16 protein-coding genes and 1 pseudogene are annotated in these 20,874 nt (G+C 52.0%); 16 read left to right on the top strand and 1 reads right to left on the bottom strand.

Going from position 1 to position 20,874, the window contains the following annotated elements:
* The first annotated feature begins 22 nt into the window (after positions 1-22).
* The 13 genes and pseudogenes from pnp (at position 23) to MHI43_RS20955 (ending at position 15,283) form a co-directional block, all read left to right on the top strand.
* Positions 23-2,128 carry a polyribonucleotide nucleotidyltransferase gene (gene pnp / locus MHI43_RS21015; protein ID WP_015736299.1) on the top strand — a complete coding sequence of 702 codons (2,106 nt, stop codon included), beginning with the start codon at positions 23-25 and terminating at the stop codon, positions 2,126-2,128.
* Positions 2,129-2,344: 216 nt separating this feature from the next.
* Positions 2,345-3,337, top strand: a complete 993-nt coding sequence (locus tag MHI43_RS21010) for a polysaccharide deacetylase family protein (RefSeq protein ID WP_036659236.1) — start codon at positions 2,345-2,347, stop codon at positions 3,335-3,337.
* Positions 3,338-3,431: 94 nt separating this feature from the next.
* Positions 3,432-4,700: a pitrilysin family protein gene (locus MHI43_RS21005; protein ID WP_009594719.1), complete on the top strand. Its 1,269-nt coding sequence runs from the start codon at positions 3,432-3,434 to the stop codon at positions 4,698-4,700.
* A complete protein-coding gene (gene dut, locus MHI43_RS21000; RefSeq protein WP_015736296.1) occupies positions 4,675-5,121 on the top strand; it encodes a dUTP diphosphatase in 447 nt (148 codons plus the stop codon). The genes MHI43_RS21005 and dut overlap by 26 nt, the downstream gene beginning before the upstream one ends.
* Before the next feature lie 244 nt (positions 5,122-5,365).
* Positions 5,366-6,262 carry a dipicolinate synthase subunit DpsA gene (gene dpsA / locus MHI43_RS20995; RefSeq protein WP_015736295.1) on the top strand — a complete coding sequence of 299 codons (897 nt, stop codon included), beginning with the start codon at positions 5,366-5,368 and terminating at the stop codon, positions 6,260-6,262.
* Positions 6,263-6,853 carry a dipicolinate synthase subunit B gene (locus MHI43_RS20990; protein ID WP_009594715.1) on the top strand — a complete coding sequence of 197 codons (591 nt, stop codon included), beginning with the start codon at positions 6,263-6,265 and terminating at the stop codon, positions 6,851-6,853. It begins immediately after the preceding gene.
* Positions 6,846-7,055: pseudogene (locus tag MHI43_RS20985) on the top strand (Asd/ArgC dimerization domain-containing protein); the annotation flags it as partial. The gene MHI43_RS20990 and the pseudogene MHI43_RS20985, both read left to right, overlap by 8 nt.
* 125 nt (positions 7,056-7,180) lie before the next feature.
* Positions 7,181-8,395 (top strand): aspartate kinase, encoded by a 1,215-nt coding sequence (gene dapG, locus MHI43_RS20980; RefSeq protein ID WP_036659238.1) that lies wholly within the window; start codon positions 7,181-7,183, stop codon positions 8,393-8,395.
* Between the two features lie 109 nt (positions 8,396-8,504).
* Positions 8,505-9,386 carry a 4-hydroxy-tetrahydrodipicolinate synthase gene (gene dapA, locus MHI43_RS20975; RefSeq protein WP_036659239.1) on the top strand — a complete coding sequence of 294 codons (882 nt, stop codon included), beginning with the start codon at positions 8,505-8,507 and terminating at the stop codon, positions 9,384-9,386.
* A 225-nt stretch (positions 9,387-9,611) separates the two neighbouring features.
* Positions 9,612-11,291: a ribonuclease J gene (locus tag MHI43_RS20970; RefSeq protein ID WP_009594732.1), complete on the top strand. Its 1,680-nt coding sequence runs from the start codon at positions 9,612-9,614 to the stop codon at positions 11,289-11,291.
* Between the two features lie 269 nt (positions 11,292-11,560).
* Positions 11,561-12,337, top strand: a complete 777-nt coding sequence (locus tag MHI43_RS20965) for an ATP-dependent Clp protease proteolytic subunit (protein WP_015736292.1) — start codon at positions 11,561-11,563, stop codon at positions 12,335-12,337.
* Complete coding sequence (locus tag MHI43_RS20960; protein ID WP_036659240.1) at positions 12,334-12,576, top strand: YlzJ-like family protein; 243 nt, start codon at positions 12,334-12,336, stop codon at positions 12,574-12,576. Before MHI43_RS20965 ends, MHI43_RS20960 begins: the two co-directional genes overlap by 4 nt.
* 61 nt (positions 12,577-12,637) lie before the next feature.
* The gene (locus MHI43_RS20955; RefSeq protein ID WP_036659241.1) at positions 12,638-15,283 is read left to right on the top strand and encodes a DNA translocase FtsK; all 2,646 of its coding nucleotides are present in this window, start codon (positions 12,638-12,640) and stop codon (positions 15,281-15,283) included.
* A gap of 81 nt (positions 15,284-15,364) precedes the next feature.
* On the opposite strand, the gene MHI43_RS20950 is transcribed toward MHI43_RS20955, so the two are convergent.
* Positions 15,365-16,096 (bottom strand): AraC family transcriptional regulator, encoded by a 732-nt coding sequence (locus tag MHI43_RS20950; protein WP_235201590.1) that lies wholly within the window; start codon positions 16,094-16,096, stop codon positions 15,365-15,367.
* A gap of 322 nt (positions 16,097-16,418) precedes the next feature.
* On the opposite strand from MHI43_RS20950, the gene uxaC reads away from it, so the two are divergent.
* Genes uxaC through MHI43_RS20935 form a run of 3 tightly spaced genes read left to right on the top strand, consistent with a single transcriptional unit; the run spans position 16,419 to position 20,872 of the window.
* On the top strand, positions 16,419-17,843 hold the full coding sequence (uxaC, locus tag MHI43_RS20945) for a glucuronate isomerase (RefSeq protein WP_015736288.1): 1,425 nt from the start codon (positions 16,419-16,421) through the stop codon (positions 17,841-17,843).
* 3 nt (positions 17,844-17,846) lie between these two features.
* Entirely contained in the window at positions 17,847-19,361 is a 1,515-nt protein-coding gene (locus MHI43_RS20940; RefSeq protein WP_036659245.1) for a tagaturonate reductase, read from the top strand.
* Positions 19,358-20,872 (top strand): altronate dehydratase family protein, encoded by a 1,515-nt coding sequence (locus MHI43_RS20935; protein WP_036659246.1) that lies wholly within the window; start codon positions 19,358-19,360, stop codon positions 20,870-20,872. The genes MHI43_RS20940 and MHI43_RS20935 overlap by 4 nt, the downstream gene beginning before the upstream one ends.
* Positions 20,873-20,874 lie beyond the last annotated feature (2 nt).

Genomic DNA, 20,874 nt, shown 5'->3' with positions numbered 1-20,874 from the left:
TATCCCCATGAGGAGGGATTACATGGAAACACGTGTTGAAATGCAGCTTGGCGGAAGACCCCTCGTGTTCGAAACAGGGCGCCTTGCGAAGCAGGCTAATGCGGCTGTTATGGTTCGTTACGGCGAAACGGCAGTCCTGTGTACGGTGACGGCTTCCAGTGAACCGAAGGATCTGGATTTCTTTCCATTGACGGTCAACTATGAGGAGCGCTTGTACGCAGTCGGTAAAATTCCGGGTGGATTCATCAAACGCGAAGGCAGACCAAGCGAGAAGGCGATTCTTGCCAGCCGTCTGACAGACCGTCCGATTCGTCCGCTGTTTCCGGAAGGATTCCGGAATGACGTTCAAGTTCTGAATTTGGTGATGAGCGTTGATCAGGATTGCGAGCCGGAAATTGCGGCCATGATCGGTACCTCCGCTGCCTTGAGCATCTCGGACGTGCCTTTTAACGGTCCGATCGGCGGCGTTGCGGTGGGGCGCGTTGACGGCAACTTTGTCGTGAACCCGAACATTGCGGAGCAGGAAGCAAGCGATATTTATCTGGTCGTCGCCGGCACCAAAGATGCGATCATGATGGTCGAGGCCGAAGCGAACGAAGTTCCTGAGGAAGTCATGCTGGAAGCGATCATGTTCGGGCATGAGGAAATCAAGAAAATCGTAGCCAAGATCGAAGAGCTGGTGGCAGCTTGCGGCAAAGAGAAAATGGCGGTTAAGCTTCATGCGGTCAATGAAACCGTGAATCGCGAAGTGCGCGAATTTGCGGAAGCCCGTCTTGTTGAAGCCGTTCGCATTGAGGAGAAACACGCTCGCCAAGATGCGATTGACGCTATCAACGACGAAGCATACACCGTGTTCGAAGAGAAATACATCGAGACACCCGAGTTATTGAAGGATGTTAAAGAGGTCCTTCACGATATCGTGAAAGAAGAAGTTCGCCGTTTGATCACGCACGATAAAGTTCGTCCGGACGGCCGCGGTCTGTCTGAGATCCGTCCTATCGATTGCGATACCAGCCTGCTGCCTAGAACGCATGGCTCCGGTCTGTTTACGCGTGGACAAACCCAGGCTCTTAGCGTATGTACACTAGGTGCTCTAGGCGATGTACAGATTCTCGATGGAATCGATCTGGAAGAGACCAAGCGCTTCATGCACCATTATAACTTCCCGCCGTTCAGCGTTGGGGAAGCGCGTCCGCTTCGCGCTCCGGGCCGTCGTGAAATCGGTCACGGTGCACTGGGTGAACGTGCATTGTCGAAGGTCATTCCGAATGAAGTGGATTTCCCGTACACGATTCGCCTCGTGTCCGAGGTGATTGAATCGAACGGTTCGACATCCCAAGCGAGCATTTGCGCAAGCACGCTTGCCATGATGGACGCAGGGGTGCCGATCAAAGCGCCTGTAGCCGGCGTGGCGATGGGCTTGATTAAAGACGGAGACCACGTTTCCATCTTGACGGACATTCAAGGGATGGAAGACCATCTCGGCGACATGGACTTCAAAGTGGCAGGTACGCCTGACGGGGTTACCGCCATTCAGATGGATATCAAGATCGACGGCATCGACCGCGCGATTTTGCAGGAAGCGCTGCAGCAGGCAAAAGAAGGACGCATGCACATCCTTGGAAAAATGGCGGAAGCCATTCAAAAGCCAAGAGAAACGCTGTCCCAATATGCGCCTAAGATCATTACGATGCAGATCAACCCGGATAAAATCCGCGATGTTATCGGGGCCGGCGGCAAAATCATCAACAAAATCATCGAAGAGACCGGCGTGAAGATCGATATCGAACAAGACGGCCGCGTATTCATCGCATCGTCCAACGATGAGATGAACAAGAAGGCTCTTTCGATTATTGAAGGCATCGTGCGTGAGGTGGCTGTTGGCGAAATCTATACAGGTACTGTAAAACGGATTGAGAAATTCGGTGCATTTGTTGAAATCCTGCCTAACAAAGACGGGCTTGTGCATATCTCCCAACTCTCGACTGAGCGCGTAGCGAAGGTAGAGGACGTGGTTGCAATCGGTGACGTCATTACCGTGAAGGTTACCGAAATCGACCAGCAGGGACGGATTAACCTGTCTCGCAAAGCCGTGTTGACAACCGAAGCCAGCAAGAGCGGATCTTAATTCGCGCTTGCAGGTTTAACCGCATATCGATAGAAGGAAAAGAGGCAGAACCTATCATTCTGGCTCTTTTTTGCTCATCAGACGCCGGATTTCCTATGTTCTTGCTCCGGGATAAGCATCGGGTCAAGCTTTCACGGCTTAAGGCCCCATGTTTCGGTACATATTTCCGTCAGATCGCACATAAAATGGGACAAAGCTTCTCTAGGGAGGATGGATATGCCCATGAATGGAAAAAAGATGGCCGTGCTGCTGACCGGTGCCGCAATGGTGTCGGCTGTTGCTGTGTTCAGCGGGGCTTGGAAATACGTATCGGGGCTGGAGAACAAACCGGAGGCGCATCTCGTCAGTGGTTCAGAGACGGCAGTGGATCTGGATTTATTGGGTCAAATTGAAGCCGCTGCGGCTAAATCGCGTATCGAGCCGGTGGATGCCAGGGTGGACTCGGTGTGGAAAGCGATTCCCGGATACAATGGACTCGAAGTCGATATCGAAGCTACATATCAAGCAGCATCGTCGAAGAAACGTAAAGCCGGCGATGCCATTCCCTACGTTTACCGGCAGATACCGGCTAAAGTCACGCTCGATGATCTGGGGGAACAACCGATCTATCGAGGGAACCCCAACAAGCCGATGGTATCGATAATGATTAACGTGGCGTGGGGGAATGAATTTCTGGTGCCGATGCTGAATACGCTCGATGCGGAGAAGGTGAAAACTACGTTTTTCCTGGATGGCAGCTGGCTGAAGAAAAACCCGGAGCTGGCCGCCGAGATCGTGAAACGAGGCCATGAGGTGGAGAATCATGCCTTTACGCATCCGAACATGAGCCGTCTCAGCAGGGAACGGGCGGAGATGGAAATCGCGAAGACGCAGGATCTGCTTAAAGAAAGCCTGGGCGTAGTAAATAAGTGGTTTGCACCGCCTTCCGGCGATTTCAATCAGCAGACCGTATCCATCGCGCATGCAAGAGGATTGAAGACGGTGCTGTGGACGCTTGACACGGTCGACTGGAAGCATCCGGCGCCGGATGCCGTCGTTCAGAAGATTACGTCGAAGGTGGAGCCGGGATTTTTGATATTGATGCATCCAACGGACTCCTCTTCCCAAGCATTAAAAGGAATGATTGACGGAATACGGGCCAAGGGACTGGAGATCGGGACCGTCAGCCAGACGCTTTCACCGGAGCGAATCATGCCAAAGGGAAGTTGAGCCGCATGGTAAAGTTTGATAGAATGAATGGATGGCATGAGGCTGATTGTCAGCCGAAGTGAGCCTTTGATGGAACAGTTAGGGGGGCCTATTCGTGAAAAAAATACAATTGTCTAACGGCCTGAGAGTGGTTATGGAGCAAATCCCGACAAGTCGTTCGGTTTCATTCGGCATTTGGGTGAAAACCGGATCCCGCAATGAATCGGAAGACATCAACGGGATTACGCATTTTATAGAGCATATGATGTTCAAAGGGACGGAGCGCTTTGACGCCCGTGCCATTGCTGAAGAATTTGATGCCATCGGCGGTAACGTCAACGCTTTTACGTCCAAGGAATATACGTGTTATTATGCCAAGGTGCTGGATGAGCATTTTCCGATTGCCGTTGACGTGCTGTCCGACATGTTCTTCAATTCGAAGCTGGATGCGGGCGAGTTAGCCAAGGAGAAAAATGTCATTCTTGAAGAGATTGCGATGTATGAAGATACGCCGGATGATCTGGTTCATGATCTGATGTCGTTGTCAGTGTACGGTGACCACCCGCTTGCTTATCCGATTCTCGGCACGAAGGAGCGGCTGGAATCGATGGATTCGCAAGCGCTGAGATCCTACATGGACCGACACTATACCATTGAGAATACGGTGATTGCCCTGGCCGGCAACATCAATGATGAAGTGATTGCGTTATTGGAGCGCCATTTTGGCGGCTTTGCGAACCATGGAACGTCGGAGCCGCTGGCGGTACCGGCCTTTTTGGACGGCGTGCAGTTCCGCAAGAAGAAAACGGAGCAGAATCATATCTGCATGTCGTTTCCCGGCTGCTCGATCGGCGACGAGCTTCAGTATGCGATGGTTCTGCTGAATAACGCCATTGGCGGCGGCATGAGCTCACGCTTGTTTCAGGAAATTCGGGAGAAGCGCGGGCTGGCGTACTCGGTATATTCGTACCACAGTTCCCACGCGGATAACGGCATGTTTACCATCTATGCAGGCACAGCGCCCAAACAGACAAAAGAAGTGCTTCAGCTGACCACGGAAATGCTCCATGATTTGGCACAGAACGGGATGACGGAGGAAGAGCTGCGCAAAGGAAAGGAACAATTGAAGGGCAGTCTCATCCTGAGTCTGGAGAGCACGAGCAGCCGCATGAATCGCCTGGGTAAGAACGAATTGATGCTGGGCCGTCATTTCAGTCTGGACGAGATCATTAAACGGATCGAACAGGTCGACATGAAGGATGTCAACGCGGTTCTTGACCGTATGTTCGGGACTCCATATGCACTAGCGATGGTAGGAACTTCAGATAAAGCACTGAATGTACTTAGGAGGAATGAATTTGTTGCACTACGTTCAAATCAATAGATTGCCAGGAAATGAAGATGTGAAACTTCCGGTGAAAATGTCCGAGCTGGCTGCGGGTTTCGACCTGCACGCTGCCGTTCAAGAGCCGGTGGTGCTAAACCCGGGTGAGCGCAAATTAATCCCGACCGGTTTTGCGATTGCCATGCCGGCCGAGCTTGAGGCGCAAATTCGCCCACGCAGCGGTCTTGCCTACAAACATGGCATTACTTGCCTGAATGCTCCGGGTACGATTGACGCCGATTATCGCGGGGAAGTCAAGGTGCTGCTTGTCAATTTGGGACAGGAGCCTTTTGCGATTGAGCGTAATGAGCGGATTGCCCAGATGGTGTTCAAATCCGTGCCTGCCGTAGAATTTACGGAAGTTGACGAACTGTCCGATACGGTACGCGGGGCGGGCGGATTCGGTCATACCGGCAAATAAATATACCATGGAAGCTTAAGGGTATCATCAGGATCATGATATCAGCATGAACACCGCTCCGGTTGAAACGGAGCGGTGTTTTTTTCGTTGATCTTCAAGCAGGATGGACATGAAGCCGGACTTATCTCTCCTAACGTTATTTACTGCGTTAAGGCGGTAGTTTAAAGGAAATGCGCTCACCTCCCCATAGGCGGCAGCATAAGATGCTTTATACGTTGGTTTGAAGAAAGGAGCGAGGCCTTCCATGCTGACTGGAGTCCGGACCGTCTTTGTTGGAGGAGACGCAAGGCAAATTGAAGTGATTCGCAAATGCGCTGAGATGGATGCCTCCGTCATGATCGCCGGGTTTGAGAAACTGCAGGATTCTTTTCAGGGAGTGACTCGCGAGCCGCTTACGCCAGAGCTGTTATCGGACGCCGATGCTCTGATCCTGCCTGTAGTGGGATGTGATGATGAGGGACGTGTCAGCGCGCTATTCTCGGAAGGGCCGCTGCGACTGCAGGAAGAACATATCGCGGCGATGCCCGGACATGGAGTGATCTATACAGGCATGGCGAAACCCTATTTGCGCTCGCTATGTGACAAATATAAGATCAAGCTGGTAGAGATATTGGAGAGGGACGATGTGGCTATTTATAATTCCATTCCGACCGCCGAAGGCGCACTCATGATGGCGATCCAAAACACGGATTTTACGATCCACGGATCTACAAGCATGGTGCTCGGCATGGGACGGACCGGATTTACAATGGCTCGCAGCCTGCAGGGACTGGGTGCCAAAATTCGGATGGGGGTACGTAAATCGGAGCACTACGCAAGAGCTGAGGAAATGGGCTGGAAGCCCTTCCTGGTAAGGGATCTGGGTTCTTATGTGTCGGATATTGACTTGCTTTTTAACACGATTCCAACTATGATAGTCACAGCACAAATCATCTCGAAAATGCCTCGGGAGGCTGTCATTATTGACCTTGCCTCCGCACCCGGCGGATGCGATTTTCGCTATGCCGAGAAACGGGGTATCAAAGCCATGCTCGCACCCGGACTACCCGGAATCGTGGCTCCAAAAACAGCCGGCATCATCATGGCCAACACGCTGGTGGAGCTGATTTCTGAAGAAATCAAGATTCGGGGGGATGCGTAAATGAATTGGAATGGAATTACAGTGGGTTATGCCCTGACAGGATCGCACTGCACACTCGAAGAAGTGATGCCGCAGATCCAGCGATTCAAAGACGGGGGAGCGAATGTGGTGCCGATTGTATCGAGCACCATCATGACGACCGATACCCGATTCGGCACATCGGAAAATTGGCAGAAACAGTTGAAAGATATAACCGGGAATGATATTATTTCTACAATTGTGGAGGCGGAACCGCTGGGCCCATCCAAGCTGCTTGACGTCCTGGTTATCGCCCCTTGCACGGGAAACACGACCAGTAAGCTGGCCAACGCGATGACTGACAGTCCTGTCTTAATGGCAGCCAAGGCGCAGATGAGAAATTGCAGACCGCTGGTGCTGGCGATCTCAACGAATGACGGCCTTGGACTGAATGCGGCCAATATCGCGAAGCTGCTGGTTACCAAAAACATATATTTCGTCCCTTACGGACAGGATAATCCGCAGCAGAAACCGAACTCGCTTGTCGCCAAAATGAATCTGATTCCGGAAGCTTGTTATGCGGCATTGGAAGGGAAACAGCTCCAGCCGATGATCGTTGAATATTCTCGATAAATTTACAGAGAACGGTTATACCCTGGAAGAAATGAAGATGGTCCGCGAGACCAAAAAAATGATGGGCGACGAATCCATTGAAGTGACGGCTGCTAGTGTACGCATCCCGGTCGTTAACGGGCATTCGAAATCCATGTACGTTGAATTCAAGAAGGACTATGATCTGGAGTTCGCTAGATCATCTTCTGAAGGGTGCAGCATGGAAATGCTGTGCTAATCGCAGAAATCATCATCAACAACGGAACGGCCAGGCTTAATAGCCGGCCGTTTCAGTCGGTCGGCCCGCAATTTACGTCTCCTGGGCATATATAAACGGAGGAATATTTTATGCGCATCTTAGTTCAAAAATTCGGCGGCACCTCATTGTCTACACCGCAAGCAAGAACCCATGTTATTGGGCACATCCAGCGTGAACTGGCCAATCACTACCAATTGGTCGTGGTCGTATCGGCTATGGGACGCAGAGGGGAGCCTTATGCGACAGACACGCTCCTGGACTGGATCGGGCATAACGGAAACGCGCTTCCAGACAGAGAACGGGATCTGCTGCTCTGCTGCGGTGAAATTATCTCGGCTTCAACGCTGTGCAGTCTCCTTCAGCATGAGGGGATAACCGCAACGGTGCTGACGGGTGCACAAGCCGGATTTCTCACAGACGATCACTTCGGAAATGCACGTATCAAGGACGTAAAACCTGAACGGGTTTTGAAAGAGTTGGAGAGTTATCAGGTTGTCATCGTAACCGGCTTCCAGGGGCAGACCGATTCCGGCGACTTTACCACGCTGGGCAGAGGCGGAAGCGATACTTCGGCTACAGCGCTCGGAGCCGCGCTTCGCGCGGAAATGGTAGATATCTACACGGATGTCAACGGCATTCTAACGGCGGATCCCCGCATCGTCGAGGATGCGAAGCCGCTTAGTTACGTGAGTTACACGGAGATTTGCAACATGGCTCATCAAGGGGCAAAGGTCATTCATCCTAGAGCGGTTGAGATTGCCATGCAATCCCAAATTCCGGTCAGAGTGCGGTCGACCTTCTCGGATAATGAGGGCACGCTGGTAACCCAGCCTGAAGGCTTCAGAGATATTCAATCCGGAATCGTGGACCGCTTTGTGACGGGAGTTGCCTATGTAAGCAACATAACGCAAATCTCGGTGGAATGCGATCGCACGGAAGGTCTTCAACTGAAGGTATTTAAATCGATGGCCGAGCATTCCATCAGCGTGGACTTTATTAATGTTACCCCTACCGGAGTGCTTTATACGGTGTTTGACAGCGATTCGGAGAAGGCGATCGAAGTTCTGCAGAGCCTGGACCTGAAACCGAAAAGCTTATCCGGCTGTGCCAAAGTGTCCGTCATTGGCGGCGGCATCAACGGCGTTCCGGGCATCATGGCCAAAATCGTGGAATCCTTGAGCGAGCACGACATTCCGATTCTGCAATCCGCGGATTCGAATACGACGATATGGGTACTGGTTAAAAAAGAGGATATGGCTCAAGCGCTGCGCGCACTTCATCATAAATTTGAGCTTCACCGATAAAGTTACTAAAGACGGATATTCCCTTAAAACGTTTGATAGGAAATAATATAGATAAGATTACTTACGAAGGAAGCATTCCCGCGCGGGAATGCTTTAAGGAGGAATCATTGTGGATTTCGGAAGACTGATTACGGCTATGGTAACCCCTTTTGATCAGAACGGCCAGATCAATTGGGACGAGACTGCGAGATTGATTGAGCACCTGATTGTGGAACAGAAGTCGGATTCCCTGGTCATTGCTGGAACGACCGGCGAATCGCCAACGCTTAGCGAAGACGAAAAGCTTGAATTGTTTAAGTTCGCTGTGAAACAGGCGGGCGGACGGAGCAAGATCATCGCAGGCACCGGCAGCAACAATACGTCACATTCTGCAGAATTGACGAAAAAAGCCGAAAGCTGCGGCGTTGACGGCATTTTGCTTGTTGCACCCTACTACAACAAGCCGAACCAGGAAGGACTCTACCAGCATTTTAAGACGATTGCCGAGGCAACCTCCTTGCCCGTCATGCTGTATAATGTGCCTGGAAGAACGAGCATCAGCCTAAGCACGTCCACCACTTTAAGGCTGGCACGAATTCCGAACATCGTTGCGACCAAGGAATGCGCTTCGATTGACCAGGTTACCGGCATTGCCGCAGGTGCTCCCGAAGGATTCATTGTATATTCCGGCGACGATTCCGCGGCATTGCCTGCATTGTCGGTAGGTGCTTATGGAATCGTAAGCGTGGCCAGCCATATTGCAGGTGCCCGCATGAAGGACATGATCGAAGCCTACGTGGAGGGGAACGTGAAGGAAGCTGCCAAGCTTCATCAATCCTTATTCCCGCTGTTCAAAGGCCTCTTTGAATGTCCTGACCCGCTTCCGAATCCTGCGGCGGTAAAATTCGCTTTGAACGAACGCGGCTATCAAGTCGGCGGGGTTCGCCTGCCGCTCGTTGCTCCAAGCGAGAACGAGGCTGCTTTTATCCGTAATATGCTGTCTTCCTTGTAAGCTGCCGCTTACCTATTTTCAGAGCCACTGCCTTCATCGAAGGCGGTGGCTTTCTTCGTTTTAAACCCTTCTGATTCTGGGCATCCTATGGCTCACGAAGGTGGCTGACTTGTGTTTTCACTTTTTCATCATGTATAATGAATTCAAGTGACTGGGTGCGGTATTTTTTTGAAATTTAATATAACAATGGTACGACGTCCAAAACTATAGGAGGGTTAGATACATTTGTCTAAGAAAATAAGCAGCGATAAACTATCGATTTTTGCCTTGGGCGGCGTCGGTGAAATCGGGAAGAACATGTATGTCATCCAGTATGCAGGCGACATCGTTGTCGTGGATGCGGGATTGAAGTTCCCAGAAGAAGATATGCTTGGGATTGATATTGTTATTCCTGATATTAGCTATTTAACGGAAAATCGCGACAAAGTGAGAGGGATTTTGCTGACTCACGGTCACGAGGACCATATCGGCGGCCTCCCTTACGTATTGAAACACCTGAACGTTCCTGTATACGGAACGAAATTGACGCTCGGATTGGTGGAAAACAAGCTCAGAGAAGCGAATTTGCTTGGTGAGACGAAACGGATTCTGATCCATGCGGATTCGGAAGTTCAACTCGGAAACACATTGAAAGCGACCTTCTTCAAAACCAATCACAGCATTCCGGATTCCGTGGGGATCTGTATCGAAACGCCGGAAGGCAATGTGGTGCACACGGGTGACTTTAAGTTTGACCATACTCCGGTCAATGACCAGTATGCGGATCTGCAGCGTATGGCTGAGATCGGAAGCAAGGGAGTATTGGCACTTCTGTCGGACAGTACAAACGCAGAGCGCCCCGGCTTTACGCCTTCCGAGAAAAACGTAGGCATCGTGCTGGAAGACATCTTCCGCAAAGCCGAACAGCGGGTTGTAGTTGCAACGTTTGCATCGAACGTACACCGTATTCAACAGGTTGTCAACGCAGCCGAGTCCACCGGCCGCAAAATAACGGTAATCGGCAGAAGCATGGTTAACGTTGTGTCCATTGCCGCAGAGCTTGGATACCTGCACATTCCGGACGGCATGCTGATCGAACCCGAAGAGGTTAACAAAATGGCAGCGGACCGCGTTGTCGTATTGTGTACAGGCAGTCAGGGAGAACCGATGTCAGCGCTCACGCGCATGGCTCGTTCCACTCACCGCAAGGTGGACATTCTGCCGGGAGATACGGTCATCATCGCAGCGACTCCAGTACCTGGAAATGAGAAGTACGTGGGTCGTACGATCGATGAGTTGTTCCGTCTTGGAGCAGACGTCATTTACAGCGGATCCAATTCGGGCGTCCACGTGTCGGGTCACGGTAGCCAGGAAGAGCTTAAACTGATGCTGAATCTGATGAAACCGCAATTTTTCATCCCTGTCCATGGGGAGTACCGGATGCAGCGCCGTCATGCCCTGCTTGCGGAATCCGTTGGCGTGGATCCGGACAACATTTTTATTACCGATATCGGAGAAATTGTGGAGATTCAAGGCGGCTCGGCCCGCAAAGCCGGCAAAGTGACCGCCGGCAATGTGCTGATTGACGGACTTGGCGTCGGGGACGTAGGGAACATCGTACTGCGCGACCGCAAGCTTCTGTCCCAGGACGGAATTCTGGTCGTTGTCGTTACGTTGAGCAAACAAAACGGCTCCATCGTTTCCGGTCCCGATATTATTTCCCGTGGATTCGTATACGTACGAGAATCCGAAGGGCTTCTGGATGAAGCCAACCGTATCGTTTCCAGCACGCTTCAGAAGCTGATGAGCGAAAACGTGAATGAATGGGCGTCACTGAAGACCAGCGTGAAAGACGCTTTGGGACGCTTCTTGTATGAACAAACACGTCGCAGACCGATGATCTTGCCGATCATCATGGAAGTCTGATACGAGACAATACAATAAATCAGGCACACAGTCGCCCCTTTTTCGCAGGTAATAATTGGACGGTTTCCGCGAAAGAGGGGCTTTTTATATGGAAATCATGAAACTTCTCCCGATTGGTTCGGCAGGAGTTTTTTTGTTTGTTATGGGCAAGGCCTAATGCCGAATGCTCTGCACAAGCATAAAAAAGCCGCGTCATTTGCCATACTAAGGGTTAGCTATGTGTTTGTTGCAGCAGCTAGACATTAAGAATAAAAAGGCAGGGATGCGCGATGGACAACGATCAACGGATGACGGGCAACAAAAAAGCGGGGTGGACCGGCGAGACGGAGGCGCCTCCGGTCGTTCCGACCGAGGAAGGCAAGAAAGCGGCTGTGACGGAAACCATTCAGCAGCTGGGACAGACGGGGCTTCCGACCGGTGGAGAATCCAACGTCTTTTGCATGACGATTATTGGGCAAATCGAGGGTCATCTCGTGCTGCCGCCGCAAAATAAAACGACCAAATACGAGCATATGATTCCACAGCTAGTGGCAGCCGAGCAAAATCCGCGAATCGAAGGACTCTTGATCATTCTGAATACCGTTGGCGGCGATGTGGAAGCAGGGCTTGCCATTGCCGAAATGATTGCATCGCTCAGCAAACCGACGGTAACGGTGGTCATAGGAGGGGGTCATAGCATCGGCGTGCCTATCGCTGTTGCCGCAGACCATTCGATTATCGCAGAGAGCGCAACGATGACGATTCACCCGATTCGCATGAGCGGGTTAGTCATTGGCGTGCCGCAAACCTTCGAATACATGGAGAAAATGCAGGAACGCGTCGTGCGCTTTGTGACGAGCCACTCGGGGATCACGGAGGAACAGTTCAAGGATCTGATGTTCAAGACCGGCGAATTGAACAGGGATATCGGTACTGCGGTTTCGGGTGCAGACGCCGTAAAGTATGGCCTTATGAACGAAGTGGGTGGAATCGGACAGGCATTAAGCCGATTGAACAGCATGATCGCCGAGCGTAAAACGATTCAGCCCGGGGGGATTACGCAATGACTTGGTACAGCGTCATGCCCTTGGATCCGACCATCGGGATGCTTCAAGTGGAGCAGGAGGTCATGTCCAGGGAAGTTCGAGTCGATGGCATTTTGATGGAAGTGAAGCCAGTAACGGAAGATCAGGCGAAAATCGTTCGTTTATTGGACTGCGAGCTTCATGATTACTTGAACCCGCGCTACGCGCCAGGGACGATGATTCGCTATATTCCGACCGTCGAAAATGAGGCTAAAGGCTGAAAACAGAACATAGGTACGCCACCGAATATTATGCTATAATATGGATTCGGGGGTGACACATTTGGCAAAGCGGAAAAGAAAGAAGAAGGCAGCCTTTGCAGCCGTATTGAAATATGAAATTTATGGAATTGTATTGATGACACTCTCGGTCATCGCGTTATCCGGAGAAGCACCGGTGGGGCGTTCCCTGTCCAAGATGTCGGGATATCTGCTGGGTAAGTATTATTTTATCATCCCCCTAATCGGCATTTATTACGGGTTAATGGTGATGATTCACCGGAAATGGCCCAAACGGTGGAACAGCAGGCGTACCGGTGTCCTTCTCCTGGTATTATCGCTCACCTTAATGAGCAGTATTGCAGGTCTGGAGTCCAAATTGGCTCCGATCGGTCAATTGAATGCATCGAGTGCGATGAGCCAGATACATAGTGATTTGCAGGGCGAGCTCCTTCATGCCGGGGCGGATGACGGACGTCATCCCGTCATGGGCCGGGATATCAGCGGGGGTTATGTTGGAGCCTTGCAGTTTGCCCTCTTGTTGATGCTGTTCGGCAGCATCGGGGCAAAGTTGATTGTGATTGTCATGCTGTTTATCAGCTTCATGCTGATTACGAATCTGTCCTATGTTGATTTAATGCGGATGTTCCGCGTCAGGGTTGTGAAAGCCGGGGAACGAATCCAAAAGAAAATGAACAGCCAGCAGACGAAATCAAAGGCGGCGGCGAAGGCAAGCGCCAAGGAGCAACGCATACAGCTGCCGGAGGATCTGGATGAAGACGATGACCTCGACGATATGGAAGGCATGCGGCTGCCGAAGCGTAAAGCGCCGCAATTCTTCCAACTGTTTGGTTCCAAGGGCAACAAGCGGAACGAAGCCGCAGAAGAGGCAGAGGATGTTATGGATGAGTCGGCTCCGGTATTTACGGTTGGCAACGGACATGGTGAGCATGATGAGGGCGAGGTCGTCCTGTTCAGCCGAGCGGATCAATCGGAGAAGGGGACGGATGCTGCATTTTCTGCACCGGATCCTGTGCCTTCTTCGCCGATTATTCGCGATTTCTTCGAGCAGGTGAAGCAAGAAGGTCGATTGGATGACGATCAAGACGATCACGAAGCGGTGATGCCTCCGGCACATGAGGACCCTTCGGGGAACGCGGCATCAAGTTCGGATGCCATGGTTGACCCAGAGACGCTGAACGGCGGGACGAATTCAGCTGTTATGGCGGATACTGGGGGGCAAGAAGGATCGGCACCGGCAGCGCCTCCGGCTCCGCCGCCCAAGCCGTACAAGCTGCCTCCGTTCCGGCTGCTGTCCAAACCGAACAACGGCGGCAAGGGTGGAGACCAGAACGATTACATGCAGACAGCGCGAAAGCTGGAGGCCACGCTGGAAAGCTTTGGCGTTCGGGCCAAGGTTCTGGAGGTTGTCCGGGGTCCGTCGGTAACCCGCTATGAAATTCAGCCGGACATCGGCGTCAAGGTCAGCCGGATCGTGAATCTGACCGATGATATCGCACTCGCGCTTGCGGCCAAGGATATTCGGATGGAGGCGCCGATTCCAGGCAAGTCCGCCATCGGGATCGAAGTGCCGAACAATGAAGTTTCGCTCGTCACCATGCGAGAGGTTATGGAAACGCCGACGTTCCAGGACGCGGAATCGAAGCTGTCGATTGCGTTCGGCCGCGATATTTCGGGCCAGACGATTGTCGGTAATTTGGCACGGATGCCCCATCTCCTGGTTGCAGGCGCCACGGGTTCCGGTAAATCCGTATGCATCAACGGCATTATTACCAGCATCCTGTATAAAGCGAAGCCGGATGAGGTTAAGTTCCTGATGGTCGATCCGAAGATGGTCGAACTCAATGTCTATAACGGGATTCCGCATTTGATGGCGCCGGTGGTAACCGACCCGAAGCGGGCCTCCTTAGCGCTTAAGAAAATCGTCGTGGAGATGGAGAAGCGGTATGAGCTGTTCTCCAAGTCGGGAACGCGGAATATTGAGGGCTACAACAATCTGATGAAGGATAATCTGCCTGCGGTATTGCCGTATATCGTTGTCATCGTGGACGAGTTGGCCGATTTGATGATGGTCGCGGCCAACGACGTGGAGGATGCGATTACGCGATTGGCCCAGATGGCGCGTGCAGCCGGTATCCATCTGATTATCGCGACGCAGCGTCCGTCGGTCGACGTTATCACCGGGGTCATTAAAGCGAACATCCCGTCGCGTATTGCCTTTGGCGTGTCTTCGCAGGTCGATTCCCGAACCATTCTGGATATGGCGGGCGCCGAGAAGCTGCTAGGCCGCGGGGACATGCTGTTTATGCCGATGGGCTCCTCCAAGCCGATCCGCGTTCAGGGAGCCTTTATGAGTGATCATGAGGTTGAGAACATCGTGGATTTCGTCCGGGATCAAGGACAGGCGGAGTATGACGAGTCGTTGGTGCCTGAAATAGAGGAATCTGCAGGCGTGGACGAAGAAGAATTGGATGAGTTGTATGAACAGGCGGTGACCATCGTATTGGAAGCTAAGCAGGCATCCGTATCGCTGCTGCAGCGGAGAATGCGTGTAGGCTACACCCGCGCCGCCCGCCTCATCGATTCCATGGAAGCGCGCGGGGTGATCGGTCCTTATGAGGGCAGCAAGCCGCGGGAAGTGCTGATGTCCATTGAGCAATATCATCAGCAGCAGAATCGAATCAGCTAAGCGGCTCATTGTATGATCACCAACTAAAAAAGGAAGCGAACAACCCTGGACTCCTGGTGGCTCGCTTCCTTTTTTGCATGTTCAGGGGACGCTGTTGATTTTGCGATATTGGCTTGCCGTCATGTTCATGATTTTTTTGAAGGTCCGGTCAAAATGGGTGAGGCTTTCGAAGCCGATCGATTCGGCGATGTCCACGATTTTCAGATCCGTATCCGTCAGAAGGCGCTGCGCCTCGCGAATCCGGGTGAGGTTGAGGTAATTAATGATGGTAAATCCCGTAATCTCTTTGAAGATCCGGGACAGGTAGAACGGACTGATGTAGAAGGTTTCGGATAATCCCTGCAGCGTGATTTTGTCTGCGTAGTGGACGTGAATAAACTTCACCACGTCCGTGATTTTCTGATGGAGCGGATTCATGGAGACGTTGGCAGGCAGCGAGGCGGAATGGGTTAATCGATAGGTTTTGATTAATAACTCCGTAAGCAGCACCTGCAGCATATGCTCATACGAAGCGGAGCGTTCCCGGATCTCATCGGCCATTTTATTCAGAATTTGCATGATGATGGCCTGCTCCGGCACGGTTAAACGCAGCAGCGGCCGATCCTGGTTAAACATGCCTAGCAATCCCGATGCCAGCAAGGGATGGCCTTTGCCGAGAAAGGAATCGCTGAAATTAATGACGATACGCTCATGCTCCGGGTCTCCATGGCCCGAGGTTTTATGGACATCGAATTTATTGATGAGAATCAGATCCCCCGCCCGTATGGAGTACAGCTTCTCTTTGATAAAATAATGGCGTTCTCCCGAAACCAAATAGTAGATTTCGTAAGTTCCGTGATAATGGTTATTCCGTTCAAAGGGCTTCGTGCGGTGAATGCGATGATAGTAAAATTCTCCTTCTTCTTCTCCGTAGGATACGGTGTGGGTTTCGCTGGATATGACAATCGCCCCCGCTTCGTTCAGATCATAACATTTTGGAGCTATTCCAATATATACAGCTATATTGTATCAACTTCTTCTTGCTAAACAAAGCAAGATATGTTGATTAATCCTCTATATTCGCAATAAACGTGAAGAAATCCAACTGATGATGCCGTAACATAGTAGATAATCTACAGAAACGGACGGTGAAATCATGAGACCTTTTATGGATGAACATTTTTTGCTTCATAACGAGACTGCTCGCATCTTATACCACGATTATGCTAAAGCCATGCCAATCATCGACTACCACTGTCATTTGAGTCCACAAATGATCGTTGACAATCACCGGTTCGAGAACTTAACGGAAGCCTGGATCAACGGTGACCACTATAAATGGCGGGCGATGCGTGCTGCAGGCGTGGAAGAGGCCTACATCACGGGAGGGCCGGGCGTGAACGATTATGACCGCTTCTTGGCTTGGACCCGCACCGTGCCGATGACGATTGGCAACCCCTTATTCCATTGGTCGCATTTGGAGCTGCAAAGGCTGTTCGGCATATCGGATATCATTCAGGAAAAGACTGCTCCGCGAATTTGGGAGGCGGCAAACAAGCGTCTCCAGGAACATGATTTTACGACCAGGGGGTTGATTACGTCAAGCAACGTGAAGGTCGTGTGTACGACGGATGACCCGGCGGATAGCCTGGAATATCATATCAAGCTGGCAGAGGAAGGCGATGCCGGATTTCAGATGCTCCCGTCGTTCCGTCCGGACAAGGGGCTGGAGATTAACCGGGAGACGTTCGTTCCTTGGGTGAAGTTGCTCGCCGAGCGAAGCCGGATCGAGATAGCGGATTATCCGGCATTTCTGGCAGCGCTGGAGCAGCGGGCGGAATTTTTCCATTCGGTTGGCGGCAGGGTATCCGATCATGCGCTGGATTACGTGCCTTATCGAGAGGTCAGCGAGGCGCAGGCGGGCGACATTTTCATGAAAGCGCTTCAAGGGGAGAGGGTTTCCCGGGAAGAAGAGGAACAGTTCAAGACGCATACGCTGCTTCATCTCGGCCGTGTCTACGCCAGGCTCGGCTGGGTCATGCAGTTCCATATCAATGCCCAACGCAACAACAACACAAGGATGTTCCGACAATTGGGTCCGGATACCGGTTATGATTCGATTCACGATAGTCCGATCGCCGTACCGCTCGTTAAGCTGATGGATCGGCTCGATCAAGAGTCAGCGCTTCCGAGAACGATACTCTATTCGCTCAACCCCAGCGATAACGATATCCTAGCTGCACTAATCGGGAGTTTTCAAGGGGACGGCATTCCGGGCAAAATCCAGTTCGGCTCGGCGTGGTGGTTCAACGACACCAAAGACGGCATGGTCGAGCAGATGAGCAAACTCGGCAATATGGGCCTGTTGAGCCAATTCGTCGGGATGCTGACCGATTCCAGAAGTTTTTTGTCTTACACCCGGCATGAGTATTTCCGCCGTATTCTTTGCAATCTTCTCGGCGAGTGGGTTACGCGGGGCGAAGCGCCGGATGATCTTCCGTGGCTCGGAGGCATCGTACAGGATATTTGTTACAACAACGCCGAGCGTTATTTCCGGTTTGGCCAGACGGAAGGGAGATAAACCATGGGTACGAGCACGGACCGAAGCGGGTCGTTGAAGTTGGTCGGACGGGAGTTTCTCCAGCAGCAGGATATACGCCAGGACTCGGAGATGTTGGACTTCCCCGTGAAGGTGCTGCAAATCGGCGAAGGTAATTTTCTCAGGGGCTTTTTCGATTGGATGATCTATGAATGCAACCGGCAGGGGCTGTTTCAAGGGAGCGTCGCGGTCAGTCAGCCAAGACCCGGCGGAAGGCCCAAGCTGGAGCAGCTGCGGGAACAGGAAGGGATATACGGCCTGCTGACCCGAGGTCTGCAGAATGGACGAAAAGTTGAGGAGGAGCAGTGGATTCCGGTGTTCTCGAAGATCGTGGATCCCTATGCGGAATGGGAGAACTTCTTAAGGATCGCCGAGTTGGATTCCCTGGATATCATCGTTTCCAATACCACCGAGGCGGGCCTCGATTATCAGCGCAGTGAATGGAATCCGGACGAACCGGTGTTGTCGTATCCCGGCAAGCTGACCATGCTGCTGTATCGGCGTTATGTGCATTATGAGGGCTCGCCGGACAAGGGCTTGATGATATTGCCCTGCGAACTTCTGGAACGAAACGGGGACATCTTGCGATCCATTGTTTTGCGGCATGCCCAGGATTGGGGGCTTTCGCCCGCCTTTCAGAGCTGGGTGGCGGAGCATAATCTGTTCCTGAACTCGCTTGTAGACCGGATCGTAACCGGTTATCCGGAAGAAGCGGAGCGTTATTTTGACAAATGGGGTCATCAGGACCGATTGCTCAACACGGCCGAGCCCTATTATTTCTGGGCGATTGAGGGCGATCCGTCACTGGAGTCCAGATTGCCTCTACGGTCGGCGGGCCTTCAGGTAAGCTGGGTATCCGATCTGACTCCGTATCAGGTTAGAAAAGTAAGGATCTTGAATGGAACGCATACCCTTATGGCTTCGATAGGCCTGCTCCATGGCTTGAACGAAGTGAAGGAGATGACGGAAAGTCCTGAATGGGGTGATCTCATCCGAAACGCGATGCTCGAGGAAATCGTCCCGGGGGTGCCCCTCCCGCCGGAAGAGGTTGCAGCATATGCCGAAACCGTGTGGGAGCGGTTCGGCAACCCCTTCATTCGGCACAGGCTGCAGGACATCGCCATGAACAGCATGTCCAAATTTAGGGTTCGGGTTCTGCCGAGCTTAAAGGAATATATCAGAATGCATAATGAGCTGCCAAGCACCATTACTCTTGGATTGGCTTCCTTGATCCGTCTGTATCATATCGGCACTAAAGAGGGGCAATGGTACGGCACGCGACTTGATGGTGAACGTCTGCCGTTAAGAGATGATCCGGATAACCTGATGACACTGCAGCAAGCTTGGCAAAAGGTAGACGGCGGGGAGTGGACTATACGTCAGCTTGTGGCCTCCATTCTTGGTAACCAGAGGATATGGGGCGAGGATCTGAACCGAATTCCCGCTCTTCATGAAACGGTAAGCAGCTATATCGAAGAAATGGAGCTGAACAACACATGAGTGACATCGTCATACTTCACAGCAAGGATGATGTCGGCATTGCGCTTCGTCCTTTGTCGGCAGGAGAACATGCCATCGGGATCTTGAACGGGAAGGAGCATGCCATCGAATTAACGGAGGACGTCCCGAAGGGTCATAAGGTGGCTCTGCGGTGGATTGAGGCGGGTAGCCATGTTTTCAAATTCGGTTATTCGATCGGTCTGGCGAAGGAAGCCATTTTGCCGGGGACCTGGATTCATACCCACAATTTGAAAACAGGTCTCTCCGGTGAAGTGGAGTATCAGTATAAGCCAAACGCGAATCAAGGGCTTGAGCCTTCAGCTGCCAGCCACGGTTCGTCAACTTTCCAAGGATATGTCAGACTGAACGGCGAGGTTGGAATCCGCAACGAAATCTGGATCATCAACACCGTCGGCTGCATTAATAAAACCTGCGAGCTGCTGGCACGAATGGCAGGTCAGCAGTTTCAAGGGAGAGGGATTGATGGGATATATCATTTTCCGCATCCTTACGGCTGCTCACAGCTCGGAGATGATCTGAGCCATACCCAGCGCCTATTATCCTCCCTGGCTCAGCATGGCAATGCCGCAGGCGTGCTCATTATCGGGCTCGGCTGCGAGAACAATCAGATCGATCAAATGCAGGCCATGATCGGGGAGCAGGACGGGAATAGGATCAAATATATGCGTGCCCAGGACATGGAGGACGAATTGGAGGAAGGGTTGTCCCTTATATCCGAGCTCGTGGAATATGCGGAGACTTTCAAACGAACGGAGGTTCCTCTCTCCAAACTGAAGATCGGGCTGAAATGCGGCGGGTCGGACGGACTCTCGGGCATTACAGCCAATCCGCTGGCGGGCCGCATCGCGGATACGATTACCGCCTATGGAGGCACCGCTCTTCTAACGGAGGTGCCGGAGATGTTCGGAGCCGAAACGATCCTGATGGATCGGGCTGCCGACGAGCAGGTGTTCCAGGATATCACCTTGCTCATCAACAACTTTAAACAATATTTCGTCTCGCATGGACAGGAAATCTATGAAAATCCGTCTCCCGGGAATAAAGACGGCGGCATCACGACCTTAGAGGAGAAATCGCTGGGATGCACCCAAAAAGGGGGGACTGCAACCGTATCCGATGTGCTCCGTTACGGCGTAAGAACTTCGAAGCCGGGACTGAACCTGATCGAGGGGCCGGGCAATGACCTCGTATCGGTTACGGCACTCGCTGCAGCCGGCGCCCACCTCGTGCTGTTCACGACCGGAAGGGGGACGCCGTTTGGGGGGCCTGTACCAACCGTCAAAATCGCGACCAATTCCGAGCTGGCCAAACGCAAAAAGCATTGGATCGATTATAATGCGGGAGCTCTGCTGGAGGGCAAAAGCATGGATGAGCTTCATGCGGAACTTTTGGAGGTCATCGTTCATTTGGCCTCAGGCGTTGAGAAGACGCAAAATGAACGGAACGGCTTCCGGGAAATATCCATTTTCAAGGATGGCGTTATTTTATAAAT

It is taken from the genome of Paenibacillus sp. FSL H8-0457 (assembly GCF_038051935.1).
Taxonomy (GTDB): domain Bacteria; phylum Bacillota; class Bacilli; order Paenibacillales; family Paenibacillaceae; genus Paenibacillus_AQ; species Paenibacillus_AQ lautus_A.
The sequence above is the reverse complement of the archived record's forward strand: the minus strand, read 5'-3'. Positions and strand labels throughout refer to the sequence as shown.

Coding starts and splice junctions, on each gene's coding strand:
- pnp (WP_015736299.1), top strand. CDS start 23: ATGGAAACACGTGTTGAAATGCAGCTTGGCGGAAGACCCCTCGTGTTC.
- MHI43_RS21010 (WP_036659236.1), top strand. CDS start 2,345: ATGCCCATGAATGGAAAAAAGATGGCCGTGCTGCTGACCGGTGCCGCA.
- dpsA (WP_015736295.1), top strand. CDS start 5,366: ATGCTGACTGGAGTCCGGACCGTCTTTGTTGGAGGAGACGCAAGGCAA.
- MHI43_RS20990 (WP_009594715.1), top strand. CDS start 6,263: ATGAATTGGAATGGAATTACAGTGGGTTATGCCCTGACAGGATCGCAC.
- dapG (WP_036659238.1), top strand. CDS start 7,181: ATGCGCATCTTAGTTCAAAAATTCGGCGGCACCTCATTGTCTACACCG.
- MHI43_RS20965 (WP_015736292.1), top strand. CDS start 11,561: ATGGACAACGATCAACGGATGACGGGCAACAAAAAAGCGGGGTGGACC.
- MHI43_RS20960 (WP_036659240.1), top strand. CDS start 12,334: ATGACTTGGTACAGCGTCATGCCCTTGGATCCGACCATCGGGATGCTT.
- uxaC (WP_015736288.1), top strand. CDS start 16,419: ATGAGACCTTTTATGGATGAACATTTTTTGCTTCATAACGAGACTGCT.
- MHI43_RS20940 (WP_036659245.1), top strand. CDS start 17,847: ATGGGTACGAGCACGGACCGAAGCGGGTCGTTGAAGTTGGTCGGACGG.
- MHI43_RS20935 (WP_036659246.1), top strand. CDS start 19,358: ATGAGTGACATCGTCATACTTCACAGCAAGGATGATGTCGGCATTGCG.